The organism is Skermanella rosea (assembly GCF_016806835.2).
Taxonomy (GTDB): Bacteria; Pseudomonadota; Alphaproteobacteria; order Azospirillales; family Azospirillaceae; genus Skermanella; species Skermanella rosea.
In genome coordinates this window covers 43,015-59,876 of the sequence record NZ_CP086115.1, presented here as the reverse complement: position 1 = coordinate 59,876, position 16,862 = coordinate 43,015, and the positions used below count along the sequence as shown (strand labels likewise).

Genomic DNA, 16,862 nt, shown 5'->3' with positions numbered 1-16,862 from the left:
GAGGATTTATGAATGTAGACCTTGAAACGATTATTGCCGAGGAGGGCGATGCACTAGACTTCGTAGACGAATCCACCGGCTACCGGTGCGCCATGCGCCGCAACCAAATGAAGGCGTGGTGCGGATACGTGCAAGTGCCGCCGTCGCACCCATGGCACGGCAAATCCTACAACGACCAGGTTCCTGTCCCGGCTGAGGTGCTTGAGCGTCCCGTGTCGATGGACGAGCTGGGGGTCATGAACGTCTTTTGCGCGTCGGTGATCTCGACGCCGGAGGAAGGGCTCTATGCGCCCGCCCTCTTGGTGCGCTGCCATGGTGGCCTGACTTACTCCGGCCACCCGTGGTGGGACAAGGCAGACCAAACCAGCTGGTGGTTCGGCTTCGACTGCAATCATGCAGGCGACATCACTCCCGCGTACCCTCAGACATGGGGCGAAGATGATGTCTACCGCGACGTCGCTTACGTAAAATCCGCGCTGGCGAAGGCCTGCGCCGACCTCTCGCTCTTTGACCGCGTCGATGCTCCTGTAACGGGAGAGGCCGCATGAGCCGCCACGCCCTCCCCTCGAAAAAACCCGGCCTGTCCTCCAAGCGAAAAAGCCAACCAATAAACAAGCGGAGCTGGACAGAAGAAGAGGACGAGTTCCTTATCTTTTATGGCCCAGTCGTGGGTTATGACAATATTTCATTAAATGATTTTGGTCGCGCCAAAAGAACAGGAATAGGACGAATAAGCTGGCTGAGAAAATATAAACCTGAGTTGGTTGAAAAAATTGAAAAAGAAAGTGGCAAACCAAGTTTCGATCCAAGCTTATCGACTTGGCAGCGCTGGAAAGCGCGAAGCATTTGGAAGCTGACCGTTACGGGTTATGAGGCTAAGTCACAAGCTTTCAGAGCGAAGAACTGTAACACAGCAGATCAAACTGACAATATGCTTCGTTGTGGCGCTAAGCAACATCAAGGCAATCGATTTTTGCCGTTATCTGATTTTCCTACAGATGCGCGAAGAACGAATGGAAAATCAACTCATTGCCGTGATTGCACCAATCAAAGCATAAGAGAATGGAATAGGAATAATAAGACTAAAAGGCTCGATATAAAGCATCGCAACCGTTACGGCATTTCATTAGAGCAGAGGGAAAAATTATTTCTAAGTCAAAACGAGAAATGTGCGATCTGCGGCATAGGCCTAGCCCAGGTAAGGTCATTAGATATTTGTTTGGATCATTGTCATAAGACATCAGTCGTTCGAGGAATATTGTGTCGCGGGTGCAATACCATGCTTGGGAGAGCCTGCGATAGTCCTGCTATTCTGAGACAAGCAGCGGATTATTTGCTCAAGACACCAACATGCAAAAGCTAACCAAAAGAGAAAGATATTACAAATCAGCACTTAAGTGTAAATATGGACTAACATTAGAGAAGTACAATGCAATGATATCGGATCAGGGCAATAGTTGCGGCATCTGTAGGAAACCTCTTTCTCCGCCACCGAACAGAAATGTTTGCGTTGATCATTGCCATGTCACATCAGTTGTTCGCGGCATTCTTTGCCAATCATGTAATTCGATGATCGGCTGCGCCAAAGATAGCCCAGAAATATTGTTAGCAGCGGCAAATTACTTAGAAAGGATTATCAATGAGCCGTCATAATCTTCCGTGCAAAATTCCCGGTCATCGCTGTGTCGTGGGATATGACGTGGGCCTCTGCACGTACTTCGCTTCCGTGCTGATCGAGCAGGCCGACGACGACCTGCGCGACCTGCCGCCCGTCCTCTGGATCGGAACCAGTGAGCACGAAATCCGCAATCCGGCCGCGCTGGTCGAACCGCTGCGTCCGTATGCCGACCTCGACCAGGTCATGCTGGACCAGCTCGCCGCCGACAAGGCAGCGGCACCGGAACGCACGGCGCTGCAACGCTGGGGCGCGAGCCTTGGGAAGGGATGGCAGCGATGAGCAAGCACACTCCCGGCCCGTGGAAATGGTTCGGCAATGCCGGATCGGAGCACCTCTACCTCGCCACCACACATAGCGGCCGTCGCTACGTCATGGACTTCGTGCGCTGGGGCATGCGCAGTGCGCAGCCGCGGTTCCAGCCCGGCCAGCCACGCAGCGGCATGATCCCGGCCAAAGATCTCCTAAAGTTCGAGGTCGGTGACCGGTCGATCACCGGCATAGACGCCGCGAAGATGGACGGGAGCGTCTACCGATACGACGTCATTGGGATCGACTGTGAGGACGCTCGCCTTATCGCCAAGGCTTGGATGATCCCGGAGAAGATCGTCCCCCTCCTGCAGAAGATCGTGGACCGCTACGACAGCGAGTTGGGGCTGATCGCAGACCTCGACCAGATCGCGACAGAGGCGTATGCCCTTCTTCGCGAGTTGGATGGAGAGGCGTCATGAAGGCGCTTAGCATCCAGCAGCCATGGGCATGGCTCATCGTCAACGGATTCAAGGACATTGAGAACCGGACGTGGGAGACCCGATATCGTGGGCCGGTCCTGATCCATACGGGGAAGCGGCTGGACCGAGAGGCGTACGAAGACCTGCCGCTCTACTTCCCGGACATCAACCTGCCGCCGATCTGTGAGCTTCCGCTCGGCGGCATCGTCGGACAGGCGACAATCACGGACTGCGTGCCGTCACATCCGAGCCGCTGGTTTAGCGGGCCGTTCGGCTTCGTGCTGACGGATGCCAAGACGCTGCCGTTCCTGCCGTGCCCAGGCCAACTCGGCTTCTTTGTGCCAGAGCCTTCCCTGACGCCTCAGGGGACGCTGCTATGACGGCCCTTCCCTTGAAATGGGGTACCAGCCCCGTTCCTTGGGTGGCAGCATGGTCGCCCGAGGCCAGCCGCGAGGCGGTCTACGTCCGCACCGAGACCATCGGCGGAAACCGCCTGCGCTTCATGTGCGACGGCATCGACACGCCGGGCGAGGGCAGGCCGGTGTTCAAGATCATGCACCTCGAGCGCTCGCGCCACGTCGTCGCGCATCGCCTCTGCCAGATCTGCTGCGAGCCGCTTCCGGCCAGCTCGATCTGCATGAACCAAGGGGAGCGTGAAGGCTTCCACCCGCTCATCAATGACGGCCTGCCGATGTGCGAGCCGTGCGCCTCGCTTTCGATACGGCATTGCCCAGGCCTGAAGCGGGCAGCCGCTGCCGGTCGGCTCCACGTGTTCAGGGCGTCCGACTGGGACTTGGCTCCGGTGATCCTCGGCCCGGTGCCGGAGGCGAAGGGCGGGTGCCGACGCGTGAACGAGCTGCTGGCCAAGGAGCGCGGCCCGGTGTTCGGCTACGTCAAGCTGGTGCTCCGGCGCTTCTCCACGATCAGCCCAGATGCGATTGCGGAGGCGGCATGAGCCCACCCCGCCGCATCCAACGCAAACGGTCGGCCGGCTGGAAGATGCCGCCGAATACCGTCTATGTTGGCCGACCGACGGAATGGGGAAACCCATTCGTTCTTGGTGAGCGCTATTGCCGAAACAAGATGGCGCCCGGCGGTGGCGAGCTGTCCGGCGTCGTCATAGACCGGGAGCACGCCGTCAGCCTGTACCGGCGTTTCTTGCCGCTCCACCTTCGGATCGGTGCGAAGATCCATCTTGCGGGCAAGAACCTCGCCTGCTGGTGCCCGCTGGATCAGCCTTGCCATGCTGACGTGCTGCTGGAGATCGCCAATGCGTGATGGCCAGCACCTGCTCGATCTTCCCCACGATCCCGGCGGCAAGGTGCGCCTCGCCCTGCCCCGCGGCATGCGCGGCGGCGCGACCTTCACCGGCCCGGGCGACTGCTACCGCACCATGCTCTGGCGGGAATGGGGCCGCGAGGGTGCGGCCTATGCGCTCTTCATCGGGATGAACCCATCGACGGCCGACGGCACGGTTGACGATAGCACCGTGCGCCGGGAGATCGGCTTCACCCAGCGCCTCGGCCTGACCGCCTACCGCAAGGCCAACATCTCGGCCTACCGGTGCACCGACCCGAAGCGGCTGAAGGGAGCGCCGATCCGGTGCGAGGAGAACCTGTCGGCCATCCGCGGATCAGCGCTATGGGCCGAATACGTCATCCTCGCCTTCGGCACGCTGAAGGGACCCATGCGCGGGCTGGCCGAGGAGATCGTCGTCGAGCTGCGGCGCGCCCAGGTTCCGCTCTGGTGTCTCGGCACGACCGCCGACGGAAGTCCGCGACATCCTTTGTACCTGCGCCGTGACGCCGAGCTGGTGCCGTGGCGGGGGTGGAGTGCCTGACGATCGGCGTCCCCTTCGGGCCGGGCTCTACTCGCTTCGCTCCCGGAGCCTTGCTCCGCCCTGCGGGTGACGATCCCTGACGCGGTCGCCGGCGCCTGGTCATGGGGAGAGGAGGAAGTAGGGGCCTGCTGCCCCTCCGGTGTCAAATGCCGCGAAACAGAAGTTCTCCTAGGCGCTTCAGCGCCAAGTCGAACATAACCGTTTCGATCATTTGACACCTACACCCCGCTCATCGGCGCGGGCCTAGTTTCAGGTTAGAGCGCGGCTCTAACCTAATTTAACAAAACCCATTAGCTATATGACCTCAACCCGCAAAGATATTTATGACACCATTACCGCTTCCATCATCGCCCAGCTTGAGCAGGGTTCGCGCCCATGGATGAAGCCATGGAACGCCGAGCATGCAGCCGGACGCATCACCCGCCCGCTGCGCCATGACGGCACCCCGTACCGGGGAATCAACGTCCTGATGCTGTGGGCCTCCGCTGATGAGAAAGGTTACAGCGCCCCAATCTGGATGACGTACCGGCAGGCCGCCGACCTGGGCGGGCAGGTTCGCAAGGGCGAGAAATCAAGCATCGTTGCCTATGCCGACCAGATCAAGCGCACCGAGGAAAACGAGAAAGGTGAAGAAAAAGAAAGAAAGATACCTTTTCTGAAGCAGTACAACGTCTTCAATGTCGAGCAGATCGACGGCCTACCGGATCGTTTCTATGCCCTTGCCGAGGCACCGAAGCTTGACGCGATAGACCGCATCGAGGCAGCGGAAACCTTCTTCCGCAACACCGGCGCACAGATCGACCACGGCGGCAATCAGGCCTTTTACGCCATTCAGGCCGACCGTATCCAGATGCCGCCCTTCATGACGTTCCGCGACCCGGAGAGCTATTACGCCACGCTGGGCCACGAAACAACGCACTGGACCCGCCACCCGTCCCGCCTCAACCGGGATTTCGGGCGCAAGCGCTGGGGCGACGAAGGCTATGCGGCTGAAGAACTGGTGGCCGAAATTGGCAGCGCCTTCCTTGCCGCCGACCTCGGCCTTGCCATCGAGCCGCGCGAGGATCACGCCGCCTACCTCGATAGCTGGCTGAAAGTGCTGAAGGGCGACAAGCACGCGATTTTCACCGCGTCGAGCCACGCCCAGAAGGCTGCGGATTACCTTCATGGCCTCCAACCCGTCATAGCGCCGCAGCAGGTCGAGGCGAAGTCGGGCTTTGCCGAGCGGGAACGTCAGCGCCGCGAGCGCGAGCCGGTGGCTAGAGGGCGATAACCCTCGCCACCGGCCCCGCTTTGATGAACCTGCACCTCGATTATCTATGTGAATTTTGAAGAACATGAATTCAGCGGCGACGCCCGCCAAGCCGAACAGCATCGCAAAGCCCTCATCAAGCTGATCGGCCTGAACTCACACCGCCACTCGACATGGGAGGTGTTCAGCGATTTCTGCGAAATGTCGGCCCTCGCCATCAGCAACGGCGTCGACCTGCCGCAACGCGAGAAACGGGAGGCCCGCTATCTGGAGATCGTGAAGCGCTACAGCCGGGAAGAGGTCGAGCGTTTTCCGCAGATGCTTGGCGAGCTGGTCGAAACGCTGGAATGCGGGCCGGACGATGTGCTCGGCAAGGTGTTCCACGAGCTGGAGCTGCACAACAAGTACAAGGGCCAATTCTTCACGCCCTATCACGTGTGCCGGATGATGGCCAAGATGACGCTGACCGATGACGTAAGACCCCTGATCGAGGAACGCGGCTTCGTTACCGCACAGGAGCCCGCCTGCGGATCCGGCGCGATGGTGATCGCGCTGGCCCACGCCATGCGCGACGAGGGGATCAACTACCAGCAGCGGCTTCACGTCACGGCGACCGACCTCGATAGCCGGTGCGTTCACATGGCCTATGTGCAACTCTCCCTGCTGCATGTTCCCGCCATCATCCAGCACGGCAATACGCTGAGCCTTGAGGAGTTCGGGCGCTGGCATACCCCGGCCCACATCCTCGGCGGCTGGCAATGGAAGATCAGGCCGTCACGACATAACGCGACGCTGACCGACGAGAAGCCCGAGGCACCGGCAGCCCTCCCCGCCCCTGAGCCGGTCGCCGCACCCGACGAGACACCCGCCAAGGTCATCCAGACGCCAACGCAGGCCGAGCCGATGCAGCGCCGCAAGCCGCAGCAGCTCACGCTGTTCTGAGCCATCCGCAGCAGTCACGTAGCGCTTCCGTACCACTCCCGTCACAGCTGACCGCGACTAGGTCGTATCGCCCGCGTGACAATGCCGTATGGGTTTCCGTACCCGTGCCGTAACGCAGGCGTAATCCCACCCGTGTCTGGGGCGATGCTGAAGCGTAACGGTGGGAGGTCAACAGACCAAGGCATGGTAGACCATGCGCTCCGGCGCGTGTTACGCTTTCCCCGGACACCCCGGCTGCGGAGGGCGAATGCCATGGACGCCGAACTGCGTGAGGCGCTCGACGGGATCAAGACCAGCATCGACGCCCTGACGCAGGGGCTCTCCATGATGGTGGAGACGCAGGAAACCCAGTCGGAGATGCTGGCCCGGCTGCTGGAAGCGGCGAGCGAGGAAGCCGACGGCGACGATTCCCTGAGCAAGACCCTGAAGCGCATTGCGGTCACCCTGTCCGACCAAACGGAAGCGCTGGTGCGGATCGGCGGTATGTTGACCAATATCGGCCCGACCGTCGAGACTGCCGTGCTCCGCGGCATCCAGCGCGCGGTGAACGGGGCCGACGAGGACGGGGTGGTCGAGGGCTAGGCCCGTGCTCACCTACCGCACCGGGGCGGCGGGCAAACCGGCGATCGCGCGGGCGATGGCCGAGCACCTGATGGAGCAGACGCTCCCCCGCGACAAGGCCGACCTGGCCGAATACTACCAGCGCGGCATGGCCGGCGACGGCGAGCACACCGCCCCCCAGCCTCGCCGCGACATGCACCCCGAGGTCGCAGACCGGCTCGGCATCGATCCCAACCGCGCCCCCACCATGGACGAGGTGACGAACCTGCTGAACGGCCAGCAAGCCAACGGCGGCGACGTCCCGGGCAAGAGCAGGGTGCGCGCGACCGACAGCCTGGAGGGGCTGTTCGGCGTCGATCCCGACCGCCTGCCGACCAAGCCGGAGATCGCCCTCGTGCTGAAGGGCCACCGGCTCGACGGGCAGGCCCTGCCGACCGACGACCGGGAATCGGCGGTGAGGCGCATGTTCGGCGCGTTCGGCGTCGAGGACATCCGCTCCATCAAGGCGGCGGAATACGCCAACATCCTGGACGGCAGGCGGGCCGACGGCTCGGCGCTGGATCCCGACGACTGGCGCCAGCGCGTCACGACGTCGAAGCCGCGCATCGGCTACATCGACCTGTGCTTCTCCGCCGACAAGTCCGTCTCGCTCGCCTGGGCCTTCGCGCCGACTGAGGCCGAGCGCAACATGATCGCGCAGGCCCACCGGGACGCGGTGGACAGCGCCATGCGCTACATCGAGACGGAGATCGGCCGGGCCCGCAAGGGGGACGGCGGCAAGCACGGCGCCGAGCCGGGGCACATCGGCTGGGTCACGTTCGACCACTACTCCTCGCGCCCCACCGTCGCCATCGCGCGCGACGACAGGGGCGCGCTCACCCTCTCCGACAGCATGGCGCCGGACACGCCCTACACCGAGCTGGTGACGCTCAAGGTGGCCGGCGACCCGAACCTGCACACCCATGTCGCCACGCCGAACCTCGTCGTGACCGACACCGGCCGCGTCGGCGGGCTCGACCTGCAGCGCCTGGAGGGGCGGGTCAAGGAGTTCGGCGCCTACTACCAGGCGCATGTGGCCACCAACCTGCGCCGGCACGGCATCGAGGTGGCGCTCGATCCGGAGACGGGTGCCGCGCGTGTGGCGGCGATCCCCGACCGCGTGCGGGACGCCTTCTCCAAGCGCACCCGTGACGCGCACGAGGCGGCGCGGGAGTACGCCGCCGGTCAGGGCGTCGACTGGGACGGGCTTTCCTCCGAGGGCAAGGTGCGCTTCCTGAAGGGCGGCGCGAAGGGAAGCCGGAAGTCCAAGGCGGACGATCTCGGCGACTTCGCGGCATGGGCGGAGGAGGCCCGCGACCTCGGCTGGACGCACGCCAGCGTCGTGCGGCCCGATGCGCCCAAGCCCGACCTCGCGCCGGAACAGCGCCACGACGTCGCCTACGAGGCCTCGCTGCCGCTGCTCGAGAAGGATCTCCAGCGCCGCTCCGTCATCGCCGGGTCCGACGCCCGGGTGGCGGCGTGCCGGGGACTGATCGCGTCCGGCGTCGAGGGGCCGCAGGACATCGACCGCGTCACCGAGCGGATGCGCGAGCGCGGCGTGCGGCAGGACGGCCAGGCGACGCAGCTGGTCTGGGGGCGCGAGCGCGACGTGAAGGGGCAGGAGGTGACGCGCCTGACCACCACGCTGCACGTCACCCAGGAGAAGGAGCTGGTCCGCCGCGTGAGGGAGGCGGCGAAGGACAGGAGCGCCGCCCTCACGCCCGAGCAGCTGGCCAGCGCGGCGGAGCGCAGCGGCCTGCGCTTCGACGGCGAGCACGGCCGGGCGCAGCGCCGGATGATGGAGGCGCTCGGCGCCGGCGGGCGCGTCGCGGTGGCGATCGGCGCCGCCGGGATGGGAAAGACCACCCTGCTGAAGCCGCTGGTGGACGCTTGGGAGGCGGACGGCCGCACCGTCTTCGGCGCGGCGCTGGCGTGGCGGCAGAGCGATGCGCTGGCCGAGGCCGGGATCGGTGCGGCCAACCGCGCCGCCGTCTCCGTCTTCCTCGATAGGGCCAAGTCGGGCAAGCTGCCGCTGGACGGCAGAAGCGTCGTCGTCGTGGACGAGCTGGGCCTGCTCGGCACCCGCCAGATGCTCGACCTGATGCGGCTGCAGGGGAGCCACGGCTTCCAGCTGGTGGCGCTGGGCGATCCCAAGCAGTGCCAGGCCATCGATGCCGGGCCGACCATCGCCCTGATGCGCAGGGCGCTGGGCAAGCAGGCCGTGCCCGAGGTGCTGAGCACGGTGCGGCAGAAGGGCGAGCGCGAGCGCCAGATCGCCCGGCTGTTCCGCGACGGCAAGGCCGAGGCGGCGCTGGCGATGAAGCGCGAGGACAAGACCGTCCAGCTCGTCGCGGGCGGCTACCGCGAGGCGGTGGAGCGCATCGCCGCCCTCTGGCAGGAGCGGCGCGAGGCCAACCGGGACACGCCGGACTTCACGATCACGGTGTCGGCGCCGAGCAACGCCGACGCGCGCCAGATCAGCGCCGCGATCCGCGAGCGCCGGCGGGCGATGGGCGAGATCGGGCCGGACAAGGTCACGGTGCAGGCGACCGACCAGATCGGCGCGCGCTACGACTTGGCACTGGCGGTGGGCGACCGGGTGCGCCTGTTCGGCCGCGTCAACGCCCGCTTCGACACCGGCGGCTGGGGCAACATCGGTAACAACGGCTCGGTGCTGACCGTGACCGGCATCGGCAAGGAGGGCATCACCCTGCGCACCGCGGCGGGCCGCGAGGGCATGGTGAAGTGGGAGTCGCTGCGCGACGGCAGGAGCGGCAGGATCCGGCTGACCTACGGCGACGCGGGCACGATCGACGCCCAGCAGGGCATCACCTCGACCGAGCACATCAACGCCCTGCCCGGCGGCTCCAGGACGGTGCAGGGCTTCAAGGCGTATGTCGCGGAGAGCCGCCACCGGGAGACGGCCTGGCTGGTCATCTCTGACGGGGCGGAGCGTCAGGAGATCGTCGACCGCCGCCCGCTCGGCGACAGCCGCATCGTGCGCGAGAGCGACGTCTGGAAGAACGTGGCCCGGAACCTCGAGCGCCAGCCGGAGAAGGCCTCCGCCCTCGCGTTCATGCAGCGCGCGCATCAGGTCCAGCGCGCCACCGCCCGCCGCATGCAGCGCGGCCTGCGCCCCGCAGAGCAGCGCGCGGCCGAGGGGCTGCGGCCGACGGTGCTGCGCGAGGCGTTCCAGCGGTCCCGGGAAAGGGAGCAGGTGCGGCCGCTGGCCCGCGAGCTGGAGCGCAGCACCAGCCTGACGCCGGTCATCGAGGCACTGCAAGGCCTTGGCGAGGAAGTCGGCAGGTCCGTATCCCGCTCTTTCGCGAAGCAAAAACCCGCGCTACAAAAAGTTGTGGGATTCGTTGCCAGAGAACGCGTTGCGAAAGATCATATCGATGCGCTGAAACACTCGGTCTCGCTCACCCACCTGATCGGCCAGACGGTGCAGCTGGACCGGCACGGCAAGGGGCTCTGCCCCTTCCATGAGGAGAAGACGCCGAGCTTCCATGTCGACGAGAAGAAGGGCCACTATCATTGCCTAGCTGGTGAAACCGGCGTCATTACGCCCGACGGCACCATACCAATCCAGAAGCTCGCGGGAGGCGTTCACCGGCTGCTGACCCGCGGCGGCATATGGGTGGATGCACCAATCCGTAGCTTCGGACATCAACGCCTCTGGAAGATCAATCTCTCCCGTAACGGGGTCAGGAAAACGCTTTACGCCACGGACGGCCACCGTTGGTTCGTGCGTGGGAAAACGCTCGATACGCTGACAAGCGAGCTGCGCACCGGCCATCGGCTAGAAGCCGTCTTTCCGCAACAGAATATCATTGAGCCTGACTTCATAGGGATCAGGCATGGCATCGTCTTCGGGGATGGCTTCTTAAACCAGAAACATGCGCGCGTCGGCCTGCACGGAGATAAGGTGCGTGATTTAAGAGGGTATTTCCCTTGCAATCGAACCTACGTCTACATCACGGAGGGAGGCGCGCCGTTCTCGCTTGTCGTGGGGCTCCCGACACACTTCAAAGATTTGCCGCCGTTAGATGCTCCTCTTCGCTACCTCGCCGGGTTCCTAGCAGGGTATTTGGCAACCGATGGGCATGTCGCTGAAGACGGAACGATAATGCTTCATTGCAAGCACCCGGACACGCTTGAGCATGTCAGGGCGATATGCATGAGGCTGGGTATTGGCACGCATGGCGTTACGTCACAGGTGCGGGTTGGATACGGGGCTGCATCGGAGATTTCTCGCATCCATCTAGTGACGGCTCATGTGTGGCCTTCACTCGTGCTGCGTTCCGAGGCTGCTGAACGGCTGGCGAACTCGAAGAAGGCATTTGGCCGTCATCGCTGGGTCGTGCGGTCTGTAGAACCGACTGACCGCATTGAGGAGGTCTTTTGCGCCACGGTTGATGGATACGGGGCGTTTGCCATCGAAGACAATATCCTTACCGGAAATTGCTTCGGTTGCGGGTGCCACGGCGATGCGGTGGACTGGCTGAAGGACGGCCGCGGCATGAGCTTCCCCGACGCCATCGGCTACCTCGAGGGCCGGACCGGCATCACCCTGCCCCCACCGATGGTCAGCAAGCGATCGGCGGCAACGCCGGACTGGGTGCCGGTGCAGCCCGTCCCGCCCGGCGTGCCGCCGCTGGTGCAGGAGAACGGCTGGACTGCCCGCGTCTTCAACCCCAAGCAGGCCGGGACGGACCGCGAGCGCAAGTCGTACCGCCCGGCGCACGTGGCGGCCTACAAGGATCCCGACGGCCAGCCGATGGGCTACGTGCTGCGCGTCGAGCTGAAGGACGGCAAGAAGTTCACGCCGCAGGTCACCTGGGCGGTGCCCGCCGGGGTGGCGGTCGGCATCGACCCGGCCAAGGCTGGGCGCTGGGCGCTGGTGCCGATGAACGATCCGCGCCCGCTCTATCACGGCGAGGCGCTGGCCAAGGCCCCGGACGCACCGGTGATCGTGGTGATGGGCGAGAAGAAGGCCGATGCGCTGCAGGCCGTGCTGGGCCACCACGCGGTGGTGGTGAGCTGGGCCGGTGGCGACCATGGCCGGGGCCATGTGGACTTCTCGGCATTGAAGGGCCGCGACGTCACGATCTGGCCGGACGCGGACGCGAGCGGCAAGGCGGCGGCGGTGGGCGAGGTCGATCAGCAAGGCCGCCTGAAGCGCGGCTCGGCCGACCTGATCCAGGCGGCGGGTGCCTCCAGCGTGCGGGTGATCGTGCCGCCCGAGGGGGTCTGGAAGGGCTGGGACGCGGGGGATCTGATTACGTCCGGTGCCGGTCGGCAGCAGGTGCAGGCATTCATCGCCGATCGGGCGGTCAGTCCGGCCGATGCCAAGCGTGTCTTCGACCGGCAAAAGCAGGACGTGCCGCAGCGGACCCTGCCGAGGTCGGTGCCGCAGCCCTTGCGTGGCCCAACCATCGACAGGTAGCTGCTACGTTAGGCCGCCAGCAATGCCGTGACCGCGAGTACCAGCAGCACTAGACCGCAGATACCGATCACGCCGGTTGCGGATGCCTTGATCTCCCCGTTTGGGTTGAGATGAAAATCGAGGGAGTGCGGCTTCCGGATGTTGCCGTGTTCGCCTGTTTTTGCTCGCCGAAGGTTGGTCATGAAATACCTCATTGAATGGATGATGAGGCATTCTGCCGACCGGCTCTGATCGAGGGCAGTCACACAAATCCAGTATTTTTTGGCGGTTTATGTGCAGTTTCGCGCATCGCGTCGAAGGTTCTTCAATAACTGACTGATGATCCGCTTCAGGTCGGACGGAGTGCCGGTAGCGTGTTCACACATAAGACGAGAAAGTTCGTAAAAATCGTCGATCTCCTGTTTGGTCCAGATGCGGCGGTGATCATCGTTTCTGAAGCGAAACGCGATAAACACATTCATGCAATCTCCAATAATACCCCAGCGACGCTCATCTTTCGGTGCGCCTCTGCTGAACAATACTTTGGCAGATCGCGCTTTTGCTATTCTTTGCTGATAATCAAGCAACTGTCTTATCAATTGATCTTTTCGATCTAACTCGCCACCGTCTTCAGTGAGACTCTGGCTGATGACCGCATATGCCTGATTATACTCCCTGCCGACTAATCTTCTTTCATCATCGCTCATGGCGCAAAGCGCGAGAGCTTCCATAGGTAGATCTCCGATGGCGTCATGTAGTTTTTCTATCAAATTGTAAACACGGCTAAGAGAGTCCCGTACGTCTACCTTAGAAGGAGTGAAGTCGGGCCGTTTACCTAGCCATTCATCGAACCATAGTACGGATTTGAGCTGCGTGGTGGCCACTTCTCGTTCTTTCATGGCTATGCTGCCTAATGTACGTATCGCTAGTTCAAGAACTTCCGGGTCAATTTCTATTTCACCAAATTTCTTAACCGGTAACATGACGCCTCTTTCCTCTTATCCCAAGATGTCATGTTAGCCGTTCAAACATCGGTCGTCAGTTCTTACGATCCCGGCAACCGAATTAAACCGTCATCGCGCGCCAGCTGGTAGGTCACGCGCGGCAGCTCCGGAGGCCGACCGATCAGCCGCTTGAAGTGGCGGTCCTCGTACCAGCGCAGCCGCTTCAGCAGGAACGGCGGCACCGTGGCGCGGAACACGATCTCCTCGTCTACCGGTAGGCGGGCGACCTCCTGCGGCAGCAGCAGCGCCCGGCGGGTCTGGCTGGTGCTCTCGTTCTGCTCCTTGGCCCGGAAGAATGAGAAGAAGCGCGGCGTGGTGCGGCTGACGTTGTCCACCGTGTCGTACCCTGCCCGCTCCGAGGCCTCCCGGCACAGCGTCGGATCGTCGGTGCCGAACACGATCTCCGCGCCGACATTCTCCAGCAGCGAGGCCTCGCCCTGCCCCTTGTACTCCTCGCGCACCTGGTTCTTGCTCTGCACGACGAAGCTGAAATGCATCCAGAAGCCGCGCGCGAAGCCGGTCGCCTTGGCGATGGCGCGCATGACGGGAACGCTGGTGAATTCGTCCAGCAGGACGTGGCAGCGGTGCCGGATCGTGCGGTCTTGATCCGGCATGACGTCGGTATTGGCCTCGAACAGCTGCAGGAAGAACAGGCGCAGCAGCACGCCGAGCTGCTCCAGGTCGGACGGCATCACCCCGACATAGACCGTCATCTTCCGGCGCCGCAGCTCGCGCAGGGAGAAGTCGCTTTTCGCCGTGGCGGCGGCGATCTTCGGGTTGAACCATAGCCCCATCGTCGCGGTGACGTGCTTGCGGATGCCTTTGACCACCTCGTCGGTGCCGTTCAGGTAATCGCTGATCAGATCCACGCAGGTCTGGCTGTGCGGGCTGCCCGCCGCCCGCCGCGCCTCGATGCGCCGCGCCAGCTCGGCCGCACCGTCGCCCCGGGTGAAGAAGCGGAACACCGTCGCCGGGTTGAGCGCCAGTTCGGGCGATTCCGCGACCAGCACCGAGATGCCGAGAAAGGCCGAGCGCGCGCCGTCCTGCCAGAAGCGGTCCTTGCCCTCGACCTCGGGGAAGATGTTGAAGGCCCGGCGCTGGAGCTTGGAAATGTAATCGGGCTGGGCCGTGCTGATGTCGCCCAGTGGGTTCCAGCAGTGGGTCCGCCCATCCTCGGCGAGCGGCGCGAACAGGTAGACCTCCTGCTTCAGCCGCTTGCGCCGGTGGGCCGCCGTGGTCCGGTGGTTCTCCCCCTTGATGTCGAGCACGACCAGGCTGTCGGCATAGTTGAAGCAGTTGGTGATGACATAGGCGACGCCCTTGCCCGCGCCTGTCTTGGCGAACAGCATGACGTGCTCGACGCCGGGCAGGCAGACATAGCGGGCAAACCAGCCGAACAGCCCCTTGGTCCGGCCCAGCAGGAGAGCATCGGGCCGCGGCGCGCGGGAATAGACGAGCCCGGCCCCCTGCCCTTCCCGCCGCGTGGCGAACTTCGAGCGGCCATGCAGGGGGCGATCCGCGAAGCCGAGCAGCGACCGGCCGTCGCTGACGATGCGGTAGCCCAGCATGCCGGCGGCCGCGCTGCCGACCCCTGCCCCGATCAGCAGCCACTGGTTCACCAATCTCTGTGTATGAGCATCCGGCATGGTGGCGCTGAGATAGCCCCACCAGTGCCAGCTGGGCCAGCCCACCGCTTCCAGTGTGCCAAGGCCCCAGAGCGTGACGAAGGAGGCCACCACGCTCCAGAAGGCGAGCAGGATGGGCGGCACCAGCAGCAACGCAGCGCGACTCATCTCCCCTCCTCCGCCAGCCGGAACCAGATGTCGGAGATGCGGAATTTCCCGTCCGGGCGATGGAAGTGACAGATACAATCGATCAGCCCATGCAGCGACTGCTCGATCGTCGCCAGATCGACGTCTCTTGCAGCCGGGCTTTGCTTTACCATCAGGGCCAGCGTCGGGAAGACCGCCTTGGGGTTCTCGGCATGGCAGGTGGTGAGCGAGGGATGGCCGGAGCGGCGGGCCCGGATGAAGCTGAACGCCTCCGAGCCGCGCAGCTCCTGCAGGATCAGCCAGCGCATGGCCAGCCGCAGCGACGCCTCGACCAGGTCGTTCGCCGTCACGCCCGCTTCGCCCTGCTCGCCCTTGCTGAAGAACAGATCGACGCGGTTCGGGTGCGGCAGGCTGCTGGTCTCGTCGGCATCGCCGATGATGACGATGCGGTCCTCGAGCGGAATTTCGCCGATCAGGCCGAGTGCCGCATAGGTTTTGCCGCTGCCGACCTCGCCGCAGTTCACGATGGTCTTGCGCGCCCGGATCGCCGCGCGCAGGAACGCGATCCAGCGCTGTTCACGCTCCTGGGCGTCTTTCGCGTCACGGGCCTCGGCATAGAGCTGGATCAGCTGGCGGTCCGCCGCCGACATGCCGCCGAGCGGCTCCACCTCGGCGAACAATCCGCCCTGGCCCAGCTCGGCCAGCGTCGGCACCGCCTTCTTCGCGCGCCGGATCGCCAGCGCCACCGTGCCGTCATTGACGCAGGGCGGCAGCACGGCCTGCAACCGGGTTCCGCCGGGCAGGTCGCACGACAGCAGCGGCTTGGCCCGGCCGACATTCTGGCGCTTGAGCGACGCGGCCAGGATGGCGATGCCTTCCATGTCGACGAAATCGAGCGGCACCTCGTGGCGGGTCGTCTCCGCGCCGCGTCGGACCCAGACCTCGTTCGGCTTCTGGCACATGATATCTTCGACGCTGGGATCGCTCCACCATTGCTGGAACGGCTCCAGCGCGTGGCTGAGCAGCGGGATCGCTTCGTGCTGGCGGGTCATGGAATAGTCCCCTCTTAATGGGGACGTGCGAAGTCCCCGTGCAGTTCGGTTGCGGCTTTCTGATATGCTGCACTGGCCTCTTCTGCTGTGCTGAACAGGCCAAGGTAGTGTAGCTTTCCTTTTTGCTGGATCGCGGCGGTATACCGTCGGGTTCTCTTGTGATAGGAAACGCCTTTGAACCCTGAAGTATTGTCTCGGCGCATTTTCGCGTTGACGGAATTCTGCCACTGCTCGCATTCTCTAAGGTTGGAGAATCGATTATTGGTGGCGTCACCATCACGGTGGTCGATGACCTTTTCAGGCCATGCGCCGTGAACCAGAGCCCATATAACGCGGTGTTCCTGAAGGTTTCGATTATCAATCTTTATCATCCTGCAACGGCGAGGATTCTCCTGAACCCAACCTGCTCGATGCCCAGCAAGAACTCTCTGACTGCGCCTAACCTTCCATGTCAGATGTCCAGCTTCAGGATCGTAAGAAAGTAATCTCCTTAAATCGTCTGCGGATATTTCGGGATTGTTTATCGATTTCATAAAACGAGTAGTTGCGTTTACTGAACTTCATCT

18 protein-coding genes are annotated in these 16,862 nt (G+C 63.5%); 13 read left to right on the top strand and 5 right to left on the bottom strand.

The genetic code is table 11. The annotated features are described in order from the left end of the window. Positions 1 to 8 precede the first annotated feature (8 nt). From JL101_RS35615 to mobF, 13 genes are all read left to right on the top strand, one after another. Positions 9 to 548, top strand: a complete 540-nt coding sequence (locus JL101_RS35615; protein WP_203101650.1) for a hypothetical protein — start codon at positions 9 to 11, stop codon at positions 546 to 548. Further along, entirely contained in the window at positions 545 to 1,363 is an 819-nt protein-coding gene (locus tag JL101_RS35610; RefSeq protein ID WP_203101648.1) for an endonuclease VII domain-containing protein, read from the top strand. Before JL101_RS35615 ends, JL101_RS35610 begins: the two co-directional genes overlap by 4 nt. Then, entirely contained in the window at positions 1,351 to 1,653 is a 303-nt protein-coding gene (locus JL101_RS37090; protein ID WP_203101646.1) for an endonuclease VII domain-containing protein, read from the top strand. Before JL101_RS35610 ends, JL101_RS37090 begins: the two co-directional genes overlap by 13 nt. A gap of 46 nt (positions 1,654 to 1,699) precedes the next feature. Further along, on the top strand, positions 1,700 to 1,957 hold the full coding sequence (locus tag JL101_RS35605; protein WP_203101645.1) for a hypothetical protein: 258 nt from the start codon (positions 1,700 to 1,702) through the stop codon (positions 1,955 to 1,957). Beyond that, positions 1,954 to 2,406, top strand: coding sequence for a hypothetical protein (locus JL101_RS35600; RefSeq protein ID WP_203101643.1), 453 nt, complete (start codon positions 1,954 to 1,956; stop codon positions 2,404 to 2,406). The genes JL101_RS35605 and JL101_RS35600 overlap by 4 nt, the downstream gene beginning before the upstream one ends. Beyond that, positions 2,403 to 2,786 carry an ASCH domain-containing protein gene (locus JL101_RS35595; protein ID WP_203101642.1) on the top strand — a complete coding sequence of 128 codons (384 nt, stop codon included), beginning with the start codon at positions 2,403 to 2,405 and terminating at the stop codon, positions 2,784 to 2,786. The genes JL101_RS35600 and JL101_RS35595 overlap by 4 nt, the downstream gene beginning before the upstream one ends. After that, positions 2,783 to 3,361, top strand: a complete 579-nt coding sequence (locus JL101_RS35590) for a hypothetical protein (protein WP_203101641.1) — start codon at positions 2,783 to 2,785, stop codon at positions 3,359 to 3,361. Before JL101_RS35595 ends, JL101_RS35590 begins: the two co-directional genes overlap by 4 nt. After that, positions 3,358 to 3,684 (top strand): DUF4326 domain-containing protein, encoded by a 327-nt coding sequence (locus tag JL101_RS35585; RefSeq protein WP_203101640.1) that lies wholly within the window; start codon positions 3,358 to 3,360, stop codon positions 3,682 to 3,684. The genes JL101_RS35590 and JL101_RS35585 overlap by 4 nt, the downstream gene beginning before the upstream one ends. Continuing rightward, positions 3,677 to 4,246 carry a DUF1643 domain-containing protein gene (locus JL101_RS35580; RefSeq protein ID WP_203101639.1) on the top strand — a complete coding sequence of 190 codons (570 nt, stop codon included), beginning with the start codon at positions 3,677 to 3,679 and terminating at the stop codon, positions 4,244 to 4,246. The genes JL101_RS35585 and JL101_RS35580 overlap by 8 nt, the downstream gene beginning before the upstream one ends. A gap of 298 nt (positions 4,247 to 4,544) precedes the next feature. Next, a complete protein-coding gene (locus tag JL101_RS35575) occupies positions 4,545 to 5,519 on the top strand; it encodes an ArdC family protein (RefSeq protein ID WP_203101638.1) in 975 nt (324 codons plus the stop codon). Positions 5,520 to 5,567: 48 nt separating this feature from the next. Further along, complete coding sequence (locus JL101_RS35570) at positions 5,568 to 6,440, top strand: N-6 DNA methylase (protein WP_203101637.1); 873 nt, start codon at positions 5,568 to 5,570, stop codon at positions 6,438 to 6,440. Between the two features lie 252 nt (positions 6,441 to 6,692). Continuing rightward, on the top strand, positions 6,693 to 7,022 hold the full coding sequence (locus JL101_RS35565) for a hypothetical protein (RefSeq protein WP_203101635.1): 330 nt from the start codon (positions 6,693 to 6,695) through the stop codon (positions 7,020 to 7,022). A 4-nt stretch (positions 7,023 to 7,026) separates the two neighbouring features. After that, entirely contained in the window at positions 7,027 to 12,489 is a 5,463-nt protein-coding gene (gene mobF, locus JL101_RS35560) for a MobF family relaxase (RefSeq protein ID WP_203101633.1), read from the top strand. Between the two features lie 8 nt (positions 12,490 to 12,497). On the opposite strand, the gene JL101_RS35555 is transcribed toward mobF, so the two are convergent. The 5 genes from JL101_RS35555 to JL101_RS35535 all read right to left on the bottom strand — a co-directional run bounded on the left by JL101_RS35555 (position 12,498) and on the right by JL101_RS35535 (position 16,667). Beyond that, on the bottom strand, positions 12,498 to 12,671 hold the full coding sequence (locus JL101_RS35555) for a hypothetical protein (protein ID WP_203101629.1): 174 nt from the start codon (positions 12,669 to 12,671) through the stop codon (positions 12,498 to 12,500). Between the two features lie 87 nt (positions 12,672 to 12,758). After that, entirely contained in the window at positions 12,759 to 13,451 is a 693-nt protein-coding gene (locus tag JL101_RS35550; protein WP_203101628.1) for a hypothetical protein, read from the bottom strand. Between the two features lie 62 nt (positions 13,452 to 13,513). Further along, on the bottom strand, positions 13,514 to 15,265 hold the full coding sequence (locus JL101_RS35545) for a type IV secretory system conjugative DNA transfer family protein (protein WP_203101626.1): 1,752 nt from the start codon (positions 15,263 to 15,265) through the stop codon (positions 13,514 to 13,516). After that, positions 15,262 to 16,296, bottom strand: a complete 1,035-nt coding sequence (gene virB11 / locus JL101_RS35540) for a P-type DNA transfer ATPase VirB11 (RefSeq protein WP_203101624.1) — start codon at positions 16,294 to 16,296, stop codon at positions 15,262 to 15,264. Before virB11 ends, JL101_RS35545 begins: the two co-directional genes overlap by 4 nt. Positions 16,297 to 16,310: 14 nt before the next feature. Continuing rightward, positions 16,311 to 16,667, bottom strand: a complete 357-nt coding sequence (locus tag JL101_RS35535; protein WP_203101615.1) for an HNH endonuclease — start codon at positions 16,665 to 16,667, stop codon at positions 16,311 to 16,313. Positions 16,668 to 16,862 lie beyond the last annotated feature (195 nt).

What these genes read in the sequence shown, in the direction of transcription:
- JL101_RS35595 (WP_203101642.1), top strand. Translation starts at nt 2,403, where the DNA reads ATGAAGGCGCTTAGCATCCAGCAGCCATGGGCATGGCTCATCGTCAAC.
- JL101_RS35575 (WP_203101638.1), top strand. Translation starts at nt 4,545, where the DNA reads ATGACCTCAACCCGCAAAGATATTTATGACACCATTACCGCTTCCATC.
- JL101_RS35615 (WP_203101650.1), top strand. Translation starts at nt 9, where the DNA reads ATGAATGTAGACCTTGAAACGATTATTGCCGAGGAGGGCGATGCACTA.
- virB11 (WP_203101624.1), bottom strand. Translation starts at nt 16,296, where the DNA reads ATGACCCGCCAGCACGAAGCGATCCCGCTGCTCAGCCACGCGCTGGAG.
- JL101_RS35610 (WP_203101648.1), top strand. Translation starts at nt 545, where the DNA reads ATGAGCCGCCACGCCCTCCCCTCGAAAAAACCCGGCCTGTCCTCCAAG.
- JL101_RS35565 (WP_203101635.1), top strand. Translation starts at nt 6,693, where the DNA reads ATGGACGCCGAACTGCGTGAGGCGCTCGACGGGATCAAGACCAGCATC.
- JL101_RS35590 (WP_203101641.1), top strand. Translation starts at nt 2,783, where the DNA reads ATGACGGCCCTTCCCTTGAAATGGGGTACCAGCCCCGTTCCTTGGGTG.
- JL101_RS37090 (WP_203101646.1), top strand. Translation starts at nt 1,351, where the DNA reads ATGCAAAAGCTAACCAAAAGAGAAAGATATTACAAATCAGCACTTAAG.
- JL101_RS35545 (WP_203101626.1), bottom strand. Translation starts at nt 15,265, where the DNA reads ATGAGTCGCGCTGCGTTGCTGCTGGTGCCGCCCATCCTGCTCGCCTTC.
- JL101_RS35550 (WP_203101628.1), bottom strand. Translation starts at nt 13,451, where the DNA reads ATGTTACCGGTTAAGAAATTTGGTGAAATAGAAATTGACCCGGAAGTT.
- JL101_RS35555 (WP_203101629.1), bottom strand. Translation starts at nt 12,671, where the DNA reads ATGACCAACCTTCGGCGAGCAAAAACAGGCGAACACGGCAACATCCGG.
- JL101_RS35535 (WP_203101615.1), bottom strand. Translation starts at nt 16,667, where the DNA reads ATGATAAAGATTGATAATCGAAACCTTCAGGAACACCGCGTTATATGG.
- JL101_RS35580 (WP_203101639.1), top strand. Translation starts at nt 3,677, where the DNA reads ATGCGTGATGGCCAGCACCTGCTCGATCTTCCCCACGATCCCGGCGGC.
- JL101_RS35600 (WP_203101643.1), top strand. Translation starts at nt 1,954, where the DNA reads ATGAGCAAGCACACTCCCGGCCCGTGGAAATGGTTCGGCAATGCCGGA.
- JL101_RS35585 (WP_203101640.1), top strand. Translation starts at nt 3,358, where the DNA reads ATGAGCCCACCCCGCCGCATCCAACGCAAACGGTCGGCCGGCTGGAAG.